Here is a 17,674-nt window from a genome sequence, read left to right as displayed (position 1 = left end):
AATGGGAATCTCGCAGCGTCGCGTCGGCGCATCCGGTCTGGTCGTCTCCGCCACGGGACTGGGCTGCAACAACTTCGGCCGCAGCGGGACGGTCACGCGCACGATCGAGGGGACTCGGGCGGTCATCGACGCGGCATTGGCGAACGGAGTCTTCTTCTTCGACACCGCCGACATGTACGGCGTGGAGCCCGGGCGCAGCGAGGAACTGATGGGCGAGGCCCTCGCCGGACGCCGCGACAGAGTCGTGCTGGCCACGAAGTTCGGGCACGATCGCGACATGGGATACGACTTCCCCGCCGGCCGGGGTTCGCGGCGCTACGTGAGGCTGGCGGTGGAGCAGTCGCTGCGACGCCTGCGCACGGACTGGATCGACCTGTACCAATTGCATCTGCCGGACCCGCAGACACCCATCGCCGAGACGATCGACGCTCTGGACGAGCTGGTCGACGAGGGGAAGATCCGCTATTACGGGCACTCGAACCTCGACGGCTGGCAGATCGCCGAGGCGGAGTTCACCGCGCGGGCGCGCTCGACCGGCAGGTTCATCTCCGCGCAGAACCACTACTCGCTGCTGGCCCGCGCCTCCGAGCGGGAGGTGCTGCCGGCCGTGAACCGTTACGACCTGGGGTTCTTCCCCTTCTTCCCGCTGAAGAACGGTCTGCTCACCGGCAAGTTCACCCGAGAGGGCGGACCGGCGGGCAGCCGCATCATGGACACCCGGCGGCACATCTGGGCGGACGCCCCATGGGACGCTCTGGAGGCGTACCAGTCCTTCTGCGAGGAGCGTTCGATCACGATGCTGCAGGCGACGTTCGGCTGGCTCCTGGCGCAGCCGGGTGTCTCCAGTGTGATCGCCGGCGCCACGAGCCCCGAGCAGGTGGAGGCGAACGCCCAGGCCGCCGACGCCTGGACCCCGACGGCAGAGGACCTGGCGGAGATCGATCGGCTCTTCCCCCTCCCGGAAGATCCCGCGTCGGTGATGTGAGCGGCTGCTCCACTACCATGAACGTGTATCCCGCAGGGCCTTCGGCCCCTGCTCACCAGTCGGAGATCCACCGTGTCTGAGACGACAACGCAGACGTATCGCGTCAGCGATGAGCTGCGGCTCGCCTGGGCGGGTGCCACGGATCGCGGTCGACGCCGGGAGAACAACCAGGACGCCTTCCTCGCGCGCTTCCCCCTGTTCGTCGTCGCGGACGGGATGGGCGGGCACGCGGGCGGTGAGATCGCCAGCCGGAGCACCATCGCCCGACTGGATGAGATGGTGACCGCCGGCGAGGTCGACGACGACGCCATCCAGGCCGCGCTGCATCGCGCTGTCGATGACATCCATGAGCATCCGGATGCCACCGACGAGGGGACGGGCACCACGCTCACCGGTGCGTTCTTCGATCGGACCGATGACGGCTCCCCGTGCTGGACCGTGCTCAACATCGGCGACTCCCGGGTGTATCTCGAGCGGGAGGACCGTCTCGTGCAGGTCACCACGGACCACTCGGTCGTGCAGGAGTTGATCGCCTCGGGGAAGATCAGTCCAGAGGAGGCCGACGGGCATCCGTACAGCAATGTGATCACCCGGGCCGTCGGGGCCAGCGAACTGGTCGCCCCGGACTACGTCACGCTCGACCTGCGTGACGGCGACCGGCTCGTGATCTGCTCGGACGGACTCACCAAGGAGCTCACAGACTTCGGAATCCTGCACTTCCTGCGGGAGAATGACGATCCCGGTGCGGCTGTCGACGCCATGGTCCATGCGGCGCTCGAGAACGGCGGCCGCGACAACGTCACCCTCATCGTCGTGCGCGTCAGCGTCGACGATTCCTCCTCCACATCCGTCGAATCCGAGGATTGACGGCCTCGGTCTGTGGACAGGACGCCCGGGCGGCCCGGTGTGCGATGCAATGGTGGGCATGGAAGCCACGACGATCGTCCTCCCCTCAGCACCGGATGACCGGAAGCGGACGCCTCTTCCGCTGATGGCGGCCGTCGTCCCCGTCGCCGCCGGCATCGTGCTGTGGCTGGTGACCGGGTCGCTCCTGGCCCTGGCCTTCGCGGCGCTGGGGCCGCTCATGCTGGTCGCCTCCTTCCTGGACGGGATGCGCACCAGGCGGCGCGACAGACGGCGTGCGCGGCAGGAGACGGATGCCGCATGGCAGCGTGCGGAGGCGGAGCTGTCGCGCCTGCACGCCGAGGAGCATGCGACGGCGTGGCGTCGCGAACCGGGAGTCGCGGAATGCCTGCGGGAACCGCCGCTGCGCGGCCTTGACGGACCGGACGGGAGCACGTCGGTGGTGCTGGGACGCGGAACGGGCGTCAGCCGTGTGCAGGCGCGTGGTGGTGAGGACGAACGGTCGCGCGGTTTCCGCGCACGAGCGCAGGAACTGCAGGACGCGCCCGTGACGGTGCCACTCGGCGGCGGCATCTGCATCCGTGCCGCCGAACCCGTCGCGCGGGCCGTCGCCCGCGCGATCGTCGCCCAGCTGTGCCTGCGGTTCAGCACCGCTCAGCTCGCCGTCGGCGGCCCGGAGTCGGAGGCCTGGAGTCTCGACGCGTTCCCGCATGTCGGCAGGCGGCGGGCGGGCTTCCTGCTCGCACTGGGGGAGGGCGGCCCTCGCGCGGGGGCGATCATCTGCATCCGACCTCCGGGGGAGGAGCCGCCGGACGGCGTCACGACCGTGCTGGACTGCGCGAGCCCGGCCCGTGCGCGTGTGCGCACCCCTGCGGGAGAGCGGGAGGTCGCCGCGGAGGCGCTGTCCGCGCAGCAGGCGCGGATCATCGCCCAGGCGCTGTCGAGCCGGGCGGATGCCGAGGTCGCGATCCCGGACAGGATCGGTTACGCCGAACTCGCGCCGGCAGCGCCCACGGGGCTGGCCGCCGTGCTGGGACGAGGGGAACGAGCCGATGCCGTCGTCGATCTCGTCGAGGACGGCCCGCACGCCATCGTGACCGGCATGACGGGGACGGGCAAGAGCGAGCTGCTGACCACCTGGGTCGCCGGCTTGGCGGCGGTTCATCCTCCTGAGGAGCTGGCGTTCGTTCTCGTGGACTTCAAGGGCGGCACGGCTTTCGACCCGTTGCGCGGACTGCCGCACGTGGTGGCCGTCATCACCGACCTCGACGCCGAGGGCGCCAGACGAGGCGTCGGCAGTCTGAGCGCGGAGCTGCGCCGAAGGGAGAAGGTGCTGGCGGAGGCCGAGGTGCGCGATGTGGCCGACTGCCCTGCGTTGTCGCGGCTCGTGATCGTCGTGGACGAGTTCGCCGCGCTGTTGCAGGAGCACCCCGATCTTGGGGCCGTCTTCACGGACGTGGCTGCTCGGGGCCGGGCGCTGGGCATGCACCTCGTGCTGGGCACGCAGCGGGCCAGCGGCGTCATCCGCGATGCGCTGGCGGCCAACTGTCCGCTGCGGATCAGTCTTCGGGTCGCCGAGGCGGGTGACAGTCGCTTCGTGATCGGCTCCGATGCGGCTGCCGAACTCGCCGGCGGGATGGAATCGCGGGGGCTCGCGTACGTGCGCCGTCCCCGCGACGGAGAGGCTGCGGCCGTGCGCATCGCTCTCACCGCTGAGTCGGACCTCGCCGATGTTCGGCGCAGGTGGACGGGCCGTGAGGCGCAGCGCAGCCCGTGGCTGCCGCCGCTTCCCGGGAGGCTCGCTCTTCCGGACTTCGCGCGCTCCGGTGGCGGGCGCGACCGCATCTCGGACGGCGGGCGCACGGTCGTGCTCGGTCGTGCCGACGAGCCGGACCGTCAGCGGCAGCCGTGGATCTCGCTCGCCGAGACGGACGGCCTCGCCGTCATCGGCGGTCCGGGATCGGGGAAGACCACGACCGTGCACGCCATCGCCTCGCAGCTTCCGGATGCGGTCGTGATCCCGGCGGACCCGGAGCACGCCTGGGACGCCGTCGCCGCGCTGTCGTCCGCAGTGCGCGGTCCTGTGCTGTGCGACGACCTGGACGTGCTGCTGGGGCGGTTCCCGCTCGAGCACCAGCAGCTGTTCCTCAGTCGCTGGGAGGACATCGTCCGCGCCCCCGGGCTGACAGTGGTCACACTGTCCCGCGTCGCCGGGCCCGTCGGACGAGTGATCGACGCCCTGCCGCGGAGAGCGCTCCTGCGGCTGACGAGCAAGGTCGAGCACATCGCCGCCGGCGGCGACCCGTCCGCCTTCGACCGACGCAGACCGAGCGGCCGGGCACGACTCGACGGCCTCGAGGTGCAGCTGTGCCTCCCCGACGACACGGCGGCGTCCGCGCCACCGGAACCCATGACGGAGGGCATCTGGAAACCCTCCCGGTCATGCGCGGGCGTCGTCACGCTCTCCAGCGAAGCCACGGGTGCGGCACTGGCGGCGTCGCATCCGGACATGCGCGTCGTCTCACTCGGCGACGGGCTCGACCCGGGTCCTCTCACGGGGAGCACGCGGGCGGAAGCACAGGGACGGGACGCCTCTGCGCAGGGAGCGGACACGGGCACGATCCTGGTCGGTGACCCGGAGCAGTGGCGGGCGAGATGGGCAATCCTGCAGAGCGTGCGCACGACGGGGGAGCTGGTCATCGCCGCGGAGTGCGCGGGCGAGCTGCGGCAGCTCGCCGCGGTGCGGGAGACGCCGCCGTACGCACGGCTGCACGCCGACCGGGCCTGGAGCGTGCTGGCGGGGCATCCGCCGCAGCGGGTGATCCTCGTGTGAGCCCGATCAGAGCCCCGGGGCGGGCCGGATCGCGCCCACCGGCTGTCCGCCGCCGAGCACCGACAGCGGAAGCGCCTCGGCGAGCCGCGCCACGTCCCCGTCATCGAGGGCACTCGCCCTCGCCAGCAGCAGCGCGGCGACGATGGTCGCCGCGCGACCACTGCCGTCGAGCATCTTCAGCGCCACAGTGGCCCCGTTCGGTGCGACCATGACCATGACTCCCTCCGCGCCGCCCTTGGCGAAGACGCCGAGCGTCTCGATCGCGATCGTATCGGACTCGCCGGGGCCGGCGACGGTCCACGGGTTCTCCCGCACCGCACGGACGAGAGTGCCCGCGACGCGGTGCAGGGCGAACGGCGAGCGCTCGGAGGCGGTGCCGATGCGGTGGATGCCGCGGGCGAGACCGGTCAGCGTGATCGCGTGCACGGGCGCGCCGCAGCCGTCGACGGCCGTGTGCGCGATCTTCTCGCCGACCAGACGCTCCACGACCTCGCGGATGTGCACCTGCAGCGGGTGCGACGGGTCGAGATACCCGCGGGTGGGCCAGCCGGTGGCCACGCACGCGCGCAGCATCAGCGCGTGCTTTCCCGAGCAGTTCATCCGGATGCGAGCCTGTTCGGCGTGGTCGGCGATCATGTCTGTCCGCGTCGCCGCGTCGCTCGGCCAGGCCGGGGGACAGGCCAGGTCGTCCTCCGTGAGTCCGCCGGCGGCGAGGATCTCCCGGACCGTGTCGGCGTGCCGATCGGTACCGCTGTGGCTGGCTGTGCCCAGCGCCAGCTGCTCTCCTGTCAGCGAGGCGCCGGCGGTCAGACAGGCCACCGCCTGCAGGGGCTTCAGGCTCGAGCGCGGCAGGATGAGCGCATCCGCGTCGCCGTATCGGGCGGCGATCTCGCCGTCCGGTGTCAGCACGACGGCCGCCCCGGCATGGCGGGACTCCACGAAGCCGTCCCGTTCCACGACGGCGAGTTCGACAGCGTCACGGAAGGTCAGGGTCTCCAGCACCAGACCAGCCTACTGTGCGCGCTCGGCCGGTTCAGGAGATGCGAGACTGGCGGCATGGCACAGCATCCGCTCGGCGAACACCACTATGCACTCACCGTGACCTGGACGGGCAACCGGGGCACCGGCACCAGCGGATACCGCGATTACTCGCGCGACGTGACCATCCGCGTGGACGGGAAGCCGGAGCTGGCGGCATCCGCGGATCGGCCGTTCCGCGGCGACTCCGGCCGGTGGAACCCGGAGGACCTGCTGGTGGCCGCCCTCGCCGAATGCCATCTGCTGTCGTACCTGCACGCGTGCGTCACGGCCGGGGTGGTCGTCACCTCGTACCGCGATGAGGCGACCGGCGTCATGCGGGAGGACGGCAGGGGCGCCGGCGCGTTCACGGAGGTGATGCTGCATCCGCGGGTGACCGTCGCCGACGAGTCCATGCTCGGTGCGGCGCGGCAGGCGCACCACCAGGCGCATGAGTGGTGCTTCATCGCCAATTCCGTGAACTTCCCGGTGCGGCACGAGGCGACGATCACCGTCGGATGATCACCGCCCGGCGTGCACGCGACCGGTGGCGAACCGCCGGGGGTCAGCGCCGCTCGTGGGGGAGCGCCTGCTTGATCTTGTCGATCGGGCCCTGCGCGGGCGGCTCGTTGTACACCCCGGCGAGTTCCTGCCCGCTGAGGCCGTGGATGGCCGACATGATCTCGTCGGTGGCCAGGCGACGCGCCTTGCCGCTCGCGGCGGCGCCGTGCCGGGAGACATCGATCGGCGCTCCGAAGCGCACCGTGACGCGTTCGCGCAGTGACGGCATCCGAGCACCCACGGGCATCACCCGGTCGGTGCCGATGAGGCCGACGGGCACGACCGGCGCCCCGGTCTGCAGGGCGAGGAAGGCCACCCCCGTGCGTCCGCGGTACAGCCTGCCGTCCGTCGAGCGGGTCCCCTCCGGATACAGCGCGACGGCCAGACCGTCGTCGAGAAGCCGGCGCTGCTGGTCCAGAGCGTCCAGCGCGGCCTGCCCGGCGCCGCGGCGCACCGGGATCGCGCCCACCGAGGTGAAGAACTCGCGCGACAGCGCGCCCTTCAGCCCCGTCCCCTCGAAGTAGCTGGACTTCGCGAGGAAATGCACGGGGCGCGGCGCGGCGATGGGGATCGCCATCGAGTCGATGAACGACAGATGATTGCTGGCGAGGATCACGGCACCGTGCTGGGGGACGTTCTCGCGCCCCTCGATGCGCGGACGGTAGATGACCCTGGCCAGCGGCCGCGCGATCATGCGGCCCACCGCGTACCTGAACCCGGCATGTCGGGGGGAGTGCGATTCCGGATCGTGCTCGGATTCGGCCGACTGCTCAGAGCTCATCAGGCGAGTTTATCCAGCGGTGCATGCCGACATCGGAATGTCGATCGACGTTCAGGTGCGGCAAAGCCGGATGCGGGAGGATGGGCGGGTCCCTTCAGCGATTCCGAGGTCCCCCTGTGCGTCTGCGTCCCCTGGCTCTTCTCTCCACTCTCGCGGCGTCGGCGCTGCTCCTGGCAGGATGCGCGGGCGGCCCCGAGGGGGGAGCGTCCCCCGAACCCTCGTCATCGCCGTCGTCCTCATGTCTCGTCGACGCCCAGCCGGGACCGGGCTCTGACGCCATCAAAGTCACGGGCGAGGGGGTGGGCGCGAAGATCGAGGTGCCGGAAGACGCGAAGTTCGAGGGTGTGGAGCGCACCATCGTGAAGAAGGGCACCGGCACCGATGTGCACGTCGGCGACCTCATCGCGATCCGGTATCAGGTCATCGACGCGGATAGCAACAAGGTCATCGAGACCTCCGAGCGCGGGGTCGATGGTGTACTGCCGATGCTGTTGGACGCCGCCAACGCGCAGAACCCGCAGATCATGGATTCGACCCAGTCGCCGATCTTCATCGCCGCCGCGGAATGCGCGCCGCTGGGATCCGACATCGTCCTGGCGCTTCCCGGACAGCAGGGCCAGGGCGCCCTCGTCGTGTACATGCAGACCCTCGAGGAACTGCCCACCAGGGCGTCCGGCGAGTCCGTCGAGGCTCCCGCCGGCATGGCGACGGTGAAGCTGGCCACGGACGGCGAGCCCGAGATCACGATCCCCGACGGTGCGAAGCCGACGGAGACCGTCGTCGGCCTGCTGAAGCAGGGCGACGGCCCGAAGGTGGGTGCAGGTGACCTGGTCACCGTGCAGTACCTGGGCGTGAAGTGGAGCGACGGCACGTCGTTCGACTCCTCGTGGAGCAGAGACGCCATGCCGAGTCAGTTCCCGACCACGGGCGTGGTCGCCGGCTTCCGCAAGGCACTGGAAGGTCAGCAGGTCGGCTCGCAGGTACTCGTCGAGATCCCGCCGGCTGACGGATACGGGGCGAGCGAGGGGCACGAGCTCGAAAAGGAGACGCTGGTGTTCGTGGTCGACATCCTCGGCACCACGCCGCTGCTCACCACGTCCGCGGAGTGAGCTCCGGCACGACACTCCGCTCCGCGCGACTGGCGCGCGCTCGCTAGGCTGGCGGCATGCGTCGCATCATCGTCCTCGGCTCCACGGGCTCCATCGGAACGCAGGCACTGGACGTGATCCGCGCCAATCCCCGACGATTCGAGCTGGTCGGCATCTCGGCGGGCTCCGACACGGAGCTCGTGGCGCAGCAGGCGGAGGAGTTCCATCTCGAGCACACCGCGATGGGCGCTGTGGAATCGGAGCAGCTGGTGCGCGACGTCGAGGCGGACGTCGTGCTCAACGCCATCACCGGGTCCATCGGGCTCGGCTCCACGCTTGCGGCGCTGGGTGCCGGACGCACGCTCGCCCTCGCCAACAAGGAGTCACTGATCGTGGGGGGCGCTCTCGTGCGCCAGGCCGCCGCGGAAGGGCAGATCGTCCCGGTGGACTCCGAGCACTCGGCGATCGCGCAGGCGCTGCGCTCCGGAGTGTCCGCGGAGGTGCGACGACTGGTGCTCACGGCGTCCGGCGGCCCGTTCCGAGGGCGCACGCGCGCCGAGCTCGCCGATGCGACTCCCGAGCAGGCGCTCGCCCACCCGACCTGGAACATGGGGCGGATGGTGACGACCAACTCCGCGACCCTGGTGAACAAGGGCCTGGAGGTGATCGAGGCGCACCTGCTGTTCGACGTGCCCTACGACGACATCGAGGTGGTCGTCCACCCGCAGTCCGTCGTGCATTCCATGGTCGAGTTCGTCGACGGCTCCACGATCGCCCAGGCCTCGCCGCCGGACATGCGCCTGCCGATCTCGCTGGGACTGGACTGGCCGCACCGCGTCGGGGGAGTGGGGCGACCGCTGGACTGGCGCACGGCCACCAGCTGGACGTTCGAACCGCTGGATTCCGACGCATTCCCCGCCGTGGCGCTCGCCAAGGCCGTCGGGCGTGCGGGCGGGACGTTCCCCGCCGTGTACAACGCGGCCAACGAGCAGGCCGTGAACGCCTTCCATGACGGGAGGGTTCCGTTCCTCGGGATCGTCGACACCATCCAGCAGGTGGTCGACGCGCACGAGGCGCCCGACGAGCTCACCCTCGAGGCGCTGGTGGATGCCGAGACATGGGCGCGGGCGAAGGCCGACGAGCTCATCGCCGCGGCCGCCTGACCCGACCCGGTGCACCGGGTCGGGTCAGACCGACCCATCCCACCGGCGAGTCAGACTCGATCGGTGTACGGGACCGGCCAATGCGGGTCGGGCGCGGGCCAGCCCGCGGCGATCAGGGCCCGGCGGGCCAGTTCGCGCGCGGAGTACGGGGTGCGCACACCGCGGATGTCCCGGTAGTCCTGATGACCGGGACCGGCCCACAGGATCGCGTCCCCATCGCCGACCATGCCGACGGCGGCCACGATGGCCTTCTCCGGCGGGGAGAACTCGTGGATCTCGGCGTCCGGCCGGGCCCTGCGCGCACCTTCGACGAGGGTCGCGCGGATGGAATCGGGGTCCTCGAAGCGGGGGTGATGATCGGTGATGACGAGGATGTCGCTGCCCTCGACGGCCGTGCGCGCCATGTCGTAGCGCTTGGTGGCGTCGCGGTCGCCGTCGGCGCCGAACAGCATGAGCACCTTGCCGGGGGTCACCCGACGCACGGCCGCCAGTGTCTTCTCGAAGGCGTCCGGGGAGTGCCCGAAGTCGACGTACACGGCGGGACCGGCCTCCCCGGAGACGAACTGCGTGCGGCCCGGCAGATATGCCAGGATCTGTCCGTCGCGCTCGAGGGCGGCGGTGATGCGCTCCCATGTGTAGCAGGCCTCCAACAGCATGACGATCGCCATGCCCGCATTGGCGGCCATGTGCTGACCGATCACCGGCACCAGAGTCTTCAGGGCCCGCCCGTCACGCCCCGTGAGAGTGAAGAGCGTCCCGGCCTGGCGCTCGTCATCGATCGTCACGACCCAGTCGGCCGCGGCCGCGGCATCCGGGTCGGCGGCGATCGAGGGGGTGCCGACGGTGACGACGGGAATCGTGGCAGCCGCCGCGACTCTGGCGCCGGACGGCGAATCCAGGCTCACCACGCCGCGACGGGCGCGCTCGGGTGTGAACAGCGGCAACTTCGCCTGGAAGTACTCCTCCATGTCGGCGTAGTCGTCGAGGTGGTCGTGCGAGAGGTTGGTGAAGCCGGCGACGTCGAACACGATCCCGTCGACGCGATGCCGGGACAGGGCCTGCGCGCTGACCTCGACGGCGACGGCCTCGACGTCGCGCTCCCGCATCAGGGCGAGCAGAGCGTGCATCTCGGATGCCTCGGGCGTGGTCAGTCGTGACACGATGACCTCGCCGGCGATGTGCCGCTCCGCCGTCGACGACAGACCCGACACGATGCCGAGCTGGTCGAAGATGCCGGCGAGCAGGTGCGAGACGCTGGTCTTCCCGTTGGTGCCGGTCGTGCCGAACAGCAGCGGGAGCGGATCGGAGGCGCCCGTGCCGTACACCCACGCGCTCAACTCGCCCAGGACCGCACGCGGATCGTCGACGATCACGATCGGAAGCCCCGCGGATGCGGCGATGTCGGCGCCCGCGGGATCGGTGATCACGGCCGCCGCGCCCTGATCCGCGGCGATCTGCGCGAACTCGGCGCCGTGCCGATTCACACCGTGGATCGCGACGAACGCCTCGCCGGGTCGGAGGTCGGCTGTGGCGAGGGTGATGCCGCTGAGCCGGACGCCCGCGACATCACCGCGAACCTCCCGTGCGAAGCGGTCGGCGAGTTCGGCCAGGGAACGTCGGGGCGGTGTCGCAGGGCGGAGCACAGGCGGCAGGGAGGGCTGAGTGGTCATATCGCTTCCATGTTCTCACGCACCCCGGACGGATCCGGTCGGACGATGCGGGAGATGCCCGGCGCGTCGGACGGCGCGCCGGGCATCTCGTCATTGGTCAGGCGCGACGGCGAAGAGCCGCGAGGGAGACCACGAGCGCGCCCAGCCCGACGACCAATCCACTGCCGCCGAGGACCAGCGGCACGACGGACGTCGGCTCCGCGGCCTCGCCGGCCTCGGGCGCCGGCGAGGCCGGTGTCTGTGAGTCGCCGTGCGTCGCGGCCCCGCCGTCGGTGAGGGCGACGACCGGCGCGGGCGCATCCAGCTCGTGCGGGTCCGCGCCGTCCTCCGCCACCTGCGTCCACTCGTTCGTACCGGAGACGCACCGCTGCTCGACCGGGAACACCAGCTGGTCGGCGGCGTCCTTGTCGGTGATCACGGTCAGATCGACAGCACCGCGCAGTTCGACCGGCACCGGGCGCACCGCCGTGAACGTCACCGCGGCGATCGCGCCGTCGGCATTCTCCTCCGTGTCGACGGACCAGTCGCCGTCGAAGGCGGGCCAGGCGTTTCCGATGCCTTCCGGCATGGTGATGCGCAGTGATGTGGTCGGGGAGTCACCGCAGCCGTGGCTGAACGAGAAGGTCAGCGGCGTGGACTTCCCTGCAGGGATCTGATCGGGAGTGACGCCCACATGCGCGGATGCGGCGGTGGGAGCCGCGATGAGGAACAGGGCGACGGCGGCGGCGATGGCGCCGCGGCGGAGGTGGTGGGACATTGCTCTTCCTTCGAGAGTCGTTCGGTCCCGCGCAGGCGCGCGGAGACGGATGCGCGCACAGCGGCGCGCAGGAGTCCCGTCGCGGACACGACGGGGAGCGCCCATCCGGATCCGGATGGCGGTGCCGGGCAGGAGCCCGGAGTGTCAGCGGAGAGCAGGCGCAGGCGGTCCCCGTCGCCACGCGCAGTCGGCGAGCAGCGAGGTGAGGATGTGCGGTGCCGTGCGCGGCATCGACGCCGGTGCACGCCGCGGGCGCGACGACGCGGTCTGCGGGACACGCAGCAGAGCCCGCACCCAGCGCGCGATGGCCTGGATCAGCAGCTCACCGCGCCAGATCAGCAGGGTGGTCACGGCTGCCGCGAGCAGGTGCGCGATCAGCATGGCGGTGGAGGGAGGGAGCACCTCCGTGCTCGCCGGCCCGAGCGTCAGGACGATCGGCCCGTGCTGGTGGCCGCCCACAGTCCCGGTGGGGGTGATGCCGCCGGCGACTTCGAAGAGGATGTGGAAGGCGCCCTGTGTCGTCGCGACGGCGGCCGCGAGCCGCAGGAGGCGGATGCGCGCGCCGACCAGGAGCACGGCCGGCGGCGCGAGCAGCACGGCGGCGCTGAGGATCAGCAGCGGATGGGGCGCGGATCCGCCGCCGAACGTGTGCGAGACCGCTGCGAGGACCGTGGCGACGACGGACGCCGACATGCCGCGGAGCAGGCGCAGTTGGCGGGTCGTCACGGAACCAGCGTATCCGGAACCCGGAGCACAGCGGATTCCTCGGCGCGGGCACTAGCGTGGTCGGGTGGAGATCCTGCTGTATCTGGGCGGCATCCTGTTCATGCTCGTCGGCCTCGGCGTGTCGATCGGGCTGCACGAGGTGGGCCATCTGGTGCCCGCGAAGCTGTTCGGCGTGCGCGTGGGGCAGTACATGATCGGCTTCGGGCCGCGACTGTGGTCCAAGAGGATCGGCGAGACCGAATACGGCGTCAAGGCGCTCCCGGTCGGCGGGTTCATCTCGATGTCCGGCATGTACCCGCCCTCGACGAGGACCGGCCCGGCGAACGGGGTCTTCGCCGCTCTCGTGCAGGACGCCCGCGTCGCCAACGACGAGACCATCGCCGAGGGCGAGGAGGAGCGCGTCTTCTATCGTCTGCCGGTGTGGAAACGCGTGATCGTCATGCTCGGCGGACCGCTGATGAACCTGGTCCTCGCGATCGTCATGTTCACACTCATGGCATCCGGGATCGGCATCCAGCAGGCGAGCACGAGTGTCGCCGCGGTCAGCGAGTGCATGATCCCCGCCGCCGTCGAGCAGCAGCAGACCTGCACGGCCGACGACCCCGCCGCACCGGCCGCCGAGGCGGGATTCCAACCCGGCGACCGGCTGGTGAGCATGGACGGCGAGCCCGTCACCACGTTCGCGGCCGCGTCGCAGATCATCCAGGACTCTCCCGGACGCACCATCGACGTGGTCGTCGAGCGGCAGGGGAAGGACATCGATCTGCGGCTGACTCCGGTCGCCGCCCAGCGGCAGGAGACGGATGCCCAGGGCCGGCCCGTCACCGATGACAAGGGCAGGCCGGTCACCCGCAGCGTGGGCTACGCCGGCATCACTGCGCAGCTGGAGTACGCGCACCAGCCCATCTGGACCGGGGCGGAGATGACCTGGCAGCAGGTCGTCGGCGTCACGGACCTCGTCATCCAGCTGCCGCAGAAGCTCTGGAACGTCGGTGAATCGCTCTTCACCGGCTCGCAGCGCGACCCGAACGGACCGCTCAGCGTCGTCGGCGTCGGCCGCATCGCCGGTGAGGTGGCGGCGACGAACGCTCCGGTGCTGGACCGGTTCGCCGTCCTGCTGAACCTGCTGGGGGCACTGAACATCGCCCTGTTCGTGTTCAATCTCATCCCGCTGCTGCCCCTGGACGGTGGACACGTGATCGTCGCCCTGTGGGACGGCCTGAAGCACGCGTGGGCGAAGGTGACCGGCAGGCCGGCGCCCGGACCCGCGGACGCCACCCGCCTCGTGCCGGTCACGATCGTGGTGGCGGTGCTGCTCATCGCGATGGGAGCGCTGCTCATCATCGCCGACATCGTGAAACCCCTGAACCTGCTGGGCTGAGCCCGCTGCGCAGGATCCGCGCCCTGAGAGGGTGCTGCAGCAGCTGGTCGGCGAACCGGCGGGCGGGGCGTTCGCCACGTGGACGCTCGTCGCGTCCGTCGTCTCGGCGGCCTGCACCTGGACCGCGACGCTCGTCGTCGTGCCGAGACCCTCCGCGCTCGTGCATCGGCACCGCTGGCGTCGCAGGGGTGGGAGACGCGCAGCTGTGCAGAGTCGTTGAACGAGGACGGGCTGGACTGGGATGCCTACCGACTGCGCATCGCGTTCGGGCACCGTGCGATCACCGACCCCGATCGGGACGCGCTGGTGAGGGCTCTCCGCATGCCGGATGGACGATCACCGCGGAGAAGGAGGTCCCGATGACGATCGAGGCGCGCGGAGTGCACGACACGGAGGTCCGCCTCGCGGAGAACGGGGGCATGCCGTTGTGGATCGTCGCGACCACGGGGCGGTGGTGGCAGTCGTCGGACCGGCCCGTGACGGCCTCCTCGTGCGCGGGCGTCGAGGGCATCCGATGATGCTCAGACGCCGACAGGTGGCCGTGGCCGCGCTGACGCCCGCGCGGCCTCAGTTCAGCGCGTGCGCGACGAGCCTCTCCAACGTGGCGAAGCCGTCGCGGGAGAGGATCGACTCCAGGTGCCCCTGGATCGACGCGAAGCGCTCGCCGCGCAGCGCGTAGACGTCGCCGGTTCCGGCATCCGCCGCCACTTCCGCGGCCCCGACCCGGGAGACTCCGGGCGAGACCCGTGCCGTGAAGGTGTTGTAGAAGCCGATCGAGGCGTCCTGTTCGAACACCGGCACGGTCTTCTGCACGCCCTGGTACGGCGAGTCCAGCGGCACGAGGCCGATGCCGAGACCGTCGGCGAGGATCTGGTGGCTCAGACACACCGCCAGCAGCGGCCGGCCCGATGCCCGGCGCTGCGCGACGACCTGCCGCATCCGGGCGATGCGTGGCGAGGACGCGTCCCTCGGATCCCCGGGGCCGGGGCCGGCGACCACGAGGTCCGCCGCATCGATCTCCTCCGTCGTGACCTCGGACCACAGCCGGATCCGCACGTCGAGGCCGAGGTGGCGCAGCTGATGGGCGAGCATCGTCGTGAACCGGTCCTCGGCGTCCACCACCAGCGCCCGACGACCGCTGAAGCGCCCGGTGGGGGCGGTGGCATCCTGCGGCTGCATCCAGAAATCCGCGAGCCGGACGTTGCGGGATGCCAGCAGCGCGGCGATCTCCGGGTCGTCGGCGAGCCGAGCGGGAGCAGGCGCATCGTCATCGCGCGCTTCGGCCGCGTGGTCGCGCTCGATCGCGCCGATCGCCCCCAGGACACCAGCCGCCTTGCCGTGCGTCTCGCTGACCTCTCCGTACGGGTCGGAGTGGCGCACGAGAGTGGCACCCACCGGAACCCGCAGCAATCCGTCCTGGAGGTACACCGTGCGGATGAGGATCGGCGCGTCGAGGTCGTGACCGCCCTCGGCGTTGGGCGTGAACAGTGCGGCCACCCCCGAGTAGTAGCCGCGCGGCGCGCGCTCATGCCGCAGGATCACCGAGCAGGCGTTCTGCATGGGTGAACCGGTGACGGTCGGTGCGAACATCGTCTCGCGCAGGATCTCGCGCGGGTCGAGACGGCTGCGCCCGCGCAGCATGTACTCGGTGTGCGTGAGGCGCGACATCTCCTTCAGGTGCGGTCCGGTGATGCGCCCGCCGTCCGAGCACACCTGACTCATCATCTTGAGCTCCTCGTCCACCACCATGAACAGCTCCTCCGTCTCCTTCGTGGAGGCGAGGAACTCGCTCAGGGACTCTCGGGTCGCTCCGCCCGCCGGGTGGCGGAACGTGCCGGAGATCGGGTTCATCGTGACGATGCCGTCGTGTGCCACGACGTGCGCCTCGGGGCTCGCCCCCACCGCGATCTGCCCGGGGGTCACCACCGCGAACGTCCAGTAGGCACCCCGCTCATGCTCCAGCAGGGCTCGGAACCACGTGAGCGCCGCCGTACGATCGTCGGCGTCGAAGGAGGCGCGGTAGTCGCGGCGGATGACGAAGTTGGCTCCCTCGCCGCGGCCGATCTCCTCAACGATGACGCGGGTGACGATGGCGGCGTACTCCTCGTCGGAGATGTCGAAACCGCCCTCGCCGAGAGGGATGGGCGCGGAGGGCAGCGCGGCGGTCACCGCGGCCGCGTCGAGGCTCTCATGCTCCGACACCAGCAGGCACCGCAGCGGCGTGCCGTCGTCCTGGGCGTCGAAACCGCGTTCGCGCACCTGGCGGTACGGCACCATCGCGAACACCTCCCGCGGGCCCTCGGAGCCGGTGAGGGGGATGTCGGACAGTGCCTCGACATCGATGATCTCCCCGGTCAGCAGCTCCACACCTCCGTCGCGGGCGATGAGCACGAACGATGCAGCCGGGTCGGCGGCGAGGTCGCGGATGCGTGTGGGCAGAGCGGTCATCGGTGTCTCCAGATTCTCCGGGGCCGGTGCGGAGAAAAAAAGACCGCCCCGGAAGGCGGTCTCGATCTCGTGGGTACGCGAATCACCGCCTAGACGGCGGGCCACCAGGTGCGGGTCGCGAACATACCGTGAAAGTACCACATCGCCGATCCCCGCTCCGTACGCGTGACGTCGCCGACGGCGCGTTCGGCCGCGGCCGCGCATCCAGCCTCGTCCGAATCTGCGGCGGTAGCCTGGAAGGGTGCCAGCAGTGAACATCGGGATGCCGAAGATCCCCGCAGTCCTCGCTCCCCGCCGCAAGTCCCGTCAGATCCGGGTGGGGAAGGTCCTCGTCGGCGGGGACGCCCCGGTGAGCGTGCAGTCGATGACGACGACGAAGACCACGGACATCAACGGCACACTGCAGCAGATCGCCGAGCTGACGGCATCCGGCTGCGAGATCGTGCGCGTCGCGGTGCCGTCGCAGGACGATGCGGACGCGCTGCCCATCATCGCGACGAAGAGCCAGATCCCCGTGATCGCGGACATCCACTTCCAGCCCAAGTACGTCTTCCAGGCCATCGACGCCGGATGCGCGGGCGTGCGCGTCAACCCCGGGAACATCCGCAAGTTCGACGACCAGGTCGGCGCGATCGCGAAGGCCGCGCAGGCGGCCGGCGTGTCGCTGCGGATCGGCGTCAACGCCGGGTCGCTGGATCGCCGCCTGCTGGAGAAGTACGGCAAGGCCACGCCCGAGGCGCTCGTGGAGAGCGCCGTCTGGGAGGCGTCGCTGTTCGAGGAGCACGACTTCCACGACTTCAAGATCTCCGTCAAGCACAACGACCCCGTCGTGATGGTCAAGGCGTACCGGCTGCTGGCCGAGCGCGGCGACTGGCCGCTGCACCTCGGCGTGACCGAGGCCGGTCCCGCGTTCCAGGGCACGATCAAGAGCGCCACGGCGTTCGGCATCCTGCTCGGCGAGGGCATCGGCGACACGATCCGCGTGTCGCTGTCGGCACCGCCCGCCGAGGAGGTCAAGGTCGGTCACCAGATCCTGCAGTCGCTGAACCTGCGCGAGCGCAAGCTGGAGATCGTGTCGTGCCCGTCCTGCGGGCGCGCGCAGGTCGACGTGTACTCCCTCGCGGACTCCGTCACCGAGGGGCTGAAGGACCTCACCGTCCCGCTGCGCGTGGCCGTGATGGGCTGCGTCGTGAACGGCCCCGGCGAGGCGCGTGAGGCCGACCTCGGCGTCGCCTCCGGCAACGGCAAGGGGCAGATCTTCGTGAAGGGCCAGGTCATCAAGACGGTGCCCGAGGCGGACATCGTCACCACCCTCATCGAGGAGGCGAACCGCATCGCCGCGGAGATGGGGCCCGATGCCGGCATCGGCACCGCGCAGGTGGTCACCGGCTGAACGACCC

At 70.7% G+C, this 17,674-nt stretch carries 16 protein-coding genes; 10 read left to right on the top strand and 6 right to left on the bottom strand.

From position 1 onward, the window contains the following. Nucleotide 1 precedes the first annotated feature (1 nt). The 3 genes from ABD770_RS00880 to ABD770_RS00870 all read left to right on the top strand — a co-directional run bounded on the left by ABD770_RS00880 (nt 2) and on the right by ABD770_RS00870 (nt 4,682). Nucleotides 2-985, top strand: a complete 984-nt coding sequence (locus ABD770_RS00880; RefSeq protein WP_344817604.1) for an aldo/keto reductase — start codon at nt 2-4, stop codon at nt 983-985. A 72-nt stretch (nt 986-1,057) separates the two neighbouring features. Further along, nucleotides 1,058-1,852, top strand: coding sequence for a PP2C family protein-serine/threonine phosphatase (locus ABD770_RS00875; RefSeq protein WP_344817603.1), 795 nt, complete (start codon nt 1,058-1,060; stop codon nt 1,850-1,852). A 58-nt stretch (nt 1,853-1,910) separates the two neighbouring features. After that, nucleotides 1,911-4,682 (top strand): FtsK/SpoIIIE domain-containing protein, encoded by a 2,772-nt coding sequence (locus tag ABD770_RS00870; protein WP_344817602.1) that lies wholly within the window; start codon nt 1,911-1,913, stop codon nt 4,680-4,682. A 6-nt stretch (nt 4,683-4,688) separates the two neighbouring features. Here ABD770_RS00870 and ABD770_RS00865 read toward each other — a convergent pair whose 3' ends face one another. Further along, entirely contained in the window at nt 4,689-5,684 is a 996-nt protein-coding gene (locus tag ABD770_RS00865) for an asparaginase (RefSeq protein WP_344817601.1), read from the bottom strand. 54 nt (nt 5,685-5,738) lie between these two features. Between ABD770_RS00865 and ABD770_RS00860 the strand changes: the two genes are divergently transcribed. Then, nucleotides 5,739-6,221, top strand: a complete 483-nt coding sequence (locus ABD770_RS00860; RefSeq protein WP_344817600.1) for an OsmC family protein — start codon at nt 5,739-5,741, stop codon at nt 6,219-6,221. A 43-nt stretch (nt 6,222-6,264) separates the two neighbouring features. On the opposite strand, the gene ABD770_RS00855 is transcribed toward ABD770_RS00860, so the two are convergent. After that, the gene (locus ABD770_RS00855) at nt 6,265-7,041 is read right to left on the bottom strand and encodes a lysophospholipid acyltransferase family protein (RefSeq protein WP_344817598.1); all 777 of its coding nucleotides are present in this window, start codon (nt 7,039-7,041) and stop codon (nt 6,265-6,267) included. A 116-nt stretch (nt 7,042-7,157) separates the two neighbouring features. On the opposite strand from ABD770_RS00855, the gene ABD770_RS00850 reads away from it, so the two are divergent. Together ABD770_RS00850 and dxr are read left to right on the top strand one after the other, a co-directional pair. After that, the gene (locus ABD770_RS00850; RefSeq protein ID WP_344817597.1) at nt 7,158-8,150 is read left to right on the top strand and encodes an FKBP-type peptidyl-prolyl cis-trans isomerase; all 993 of its coding nucleotides are present in this window, start codon (nt 7,158-7,160) and stop codon (nt 8,148-8,150) included. 56 nt (nt 8,151-8,206) lie between these two features. Further along, nucleotides 8,207-9,292, top strand: coding sequence for a 1-deoxy-D-xylulose-5-phosphate reductoisomerase (dxr, locus tag ABD770_RS00845; protein WP_344817595.1), 1,086 nt, complete (start codon nt 8,207-8,209; stop codon nt 9,290-9,292). Between the two features lie 50 nt (nt 9,293-9,342). On the opposite strand, the gene ABD770_RS00840 is transcribed toward dxr, so the two are convergent. From ABD770_RS00840 to ABD770_RS00830, 3 genes are all read right to left on the bottom strand, one after another. Further along, a complete protein-coding gene (locus ABD770_RS00840) occupies nt 9,343-10,962 on the bottom strand; it encodes a Mur ligase family protein (RefSeq protein WP_344817594.1) in 1,620 nt (539 codons plus the stop codon). A 97-nt stretch (nt 10,963-11,059) separates the two neighbouring features. After that, the gene (locus ABD770_RS00835) at nt 11,060-11,719 is read right to left on the bottom strand and encodes a DUF1775 domain-containing protein (RefSeq protein WP_344817593.1); all 660 of its coding nucleotides are present in this window, start codon (nt 11,717-11,719) and stop codon (nt 11,060-11,062) included. A 144-nt stretch (nt 11,720-11,863) separates the two neighbouring features. Further along, nucleotides 11,864-12,445, bottom strand: a complete 582-nt coding sequence (locus tag ABD770_RS00830) for a hypothetical protein (protein WP_344817592.1) — start codon at nt 12,443-12,445, stop codon at nt 11,864-11,866. A gap of 64 nt (nt 12,446-12,509) precedes the next feature. Between ABD770_RS00830 and ABD770_RS00825 the strand changes: the two genes are divergently transcribed. From ABD770_RS00825 to ABD770_RS00815, 3 genes are all read left to right on the top strand, one after another. Further along, nucleotides 12,510-13,826, top strand: a complete 1,317-nt coding sequence (locus ABD770_RS00825) for a M50 family metallopeptidase (RefSeq protein ID WP_344817591.1) — start codon at nt 12,510-12,512, stop codon at nt 13,824-13,826. Between the two features lie 78 nt (nt 13,827-13,904). Further along, the gene (locus ABD770_RS00820) at nt 13,905-14,189 is read left to right on the top strand and encodes a hypothetical protein (RefSeq protein ID WP_344817590.1); all 285 of its coding nucleotides are present in this window, start codon (nt 13,905-13,907) and stop codon (nt 14,187-14,189) included. Next, nucleotides 14,186-14,344 (top strand): hypothetical protein, encoded by a 159-nt coding sequence (locus ABD770_RS00815; protein ID WP_344817589.1) that lies wholly within the window; start codon nt 14,186-14,188, stop codon nt 14,342-14,344. Before ABD770_RS00820 ends, ABD770_RS00815 begins: the two co-directional genes overlap by 4 nt. 49 nt (nt 14,345-14,393) lie before the next feature. Here ABD770_RS00815 and ABD770_RS00810 read toward each other — a convergent pair whose 3' ends face one another. Further along, complete coding sequence (locus tag ABD770_RS00810) at nt 14,394-16,274, bottom strand: chorismate-binding protein (protein WP_344817588.1); 1,881 nt, start codon at nt 16,272-16,274, stop codon at nt 14,394-14,396. A gap of 262 nt (nt 16,275-16,536) precedes the next feature. Here ABD770_RS00810 and ispG point away from each other — a divergent pair, with 262 nt between their 5' ends. After that, nucleotides 16,537-17,667, top strand: coding sequence for a flavodoxin-dependent (E)-4-hydroxy-3-methylbut-2-enyl-diphosphate synthase (gene ispG, locus ABD770_RS00805; RefSeq protein ID WP_344819830.1), 1,131 nt, complete (start codon nt 16,537-16,539; stop codon nt 17,665-17,667). Nucleotides 17,668-17,674 lie beyond the last annotated feature (7 nt).

Source organism: Microbacterium soli (assembly GCF_039539005.1).
In the GTDB taxonomy this organism is placed as follows: Bacteria; Actinomycetota; Actinomycetes; order Actinomycetales; family Microbacteriaceae; genus Microbacterium; species Microbacterium soli.
Note: the sequence above shows the minus strand (reverse complement) of the source record. Positions and strands in the feature narration are given on the sequence as shown.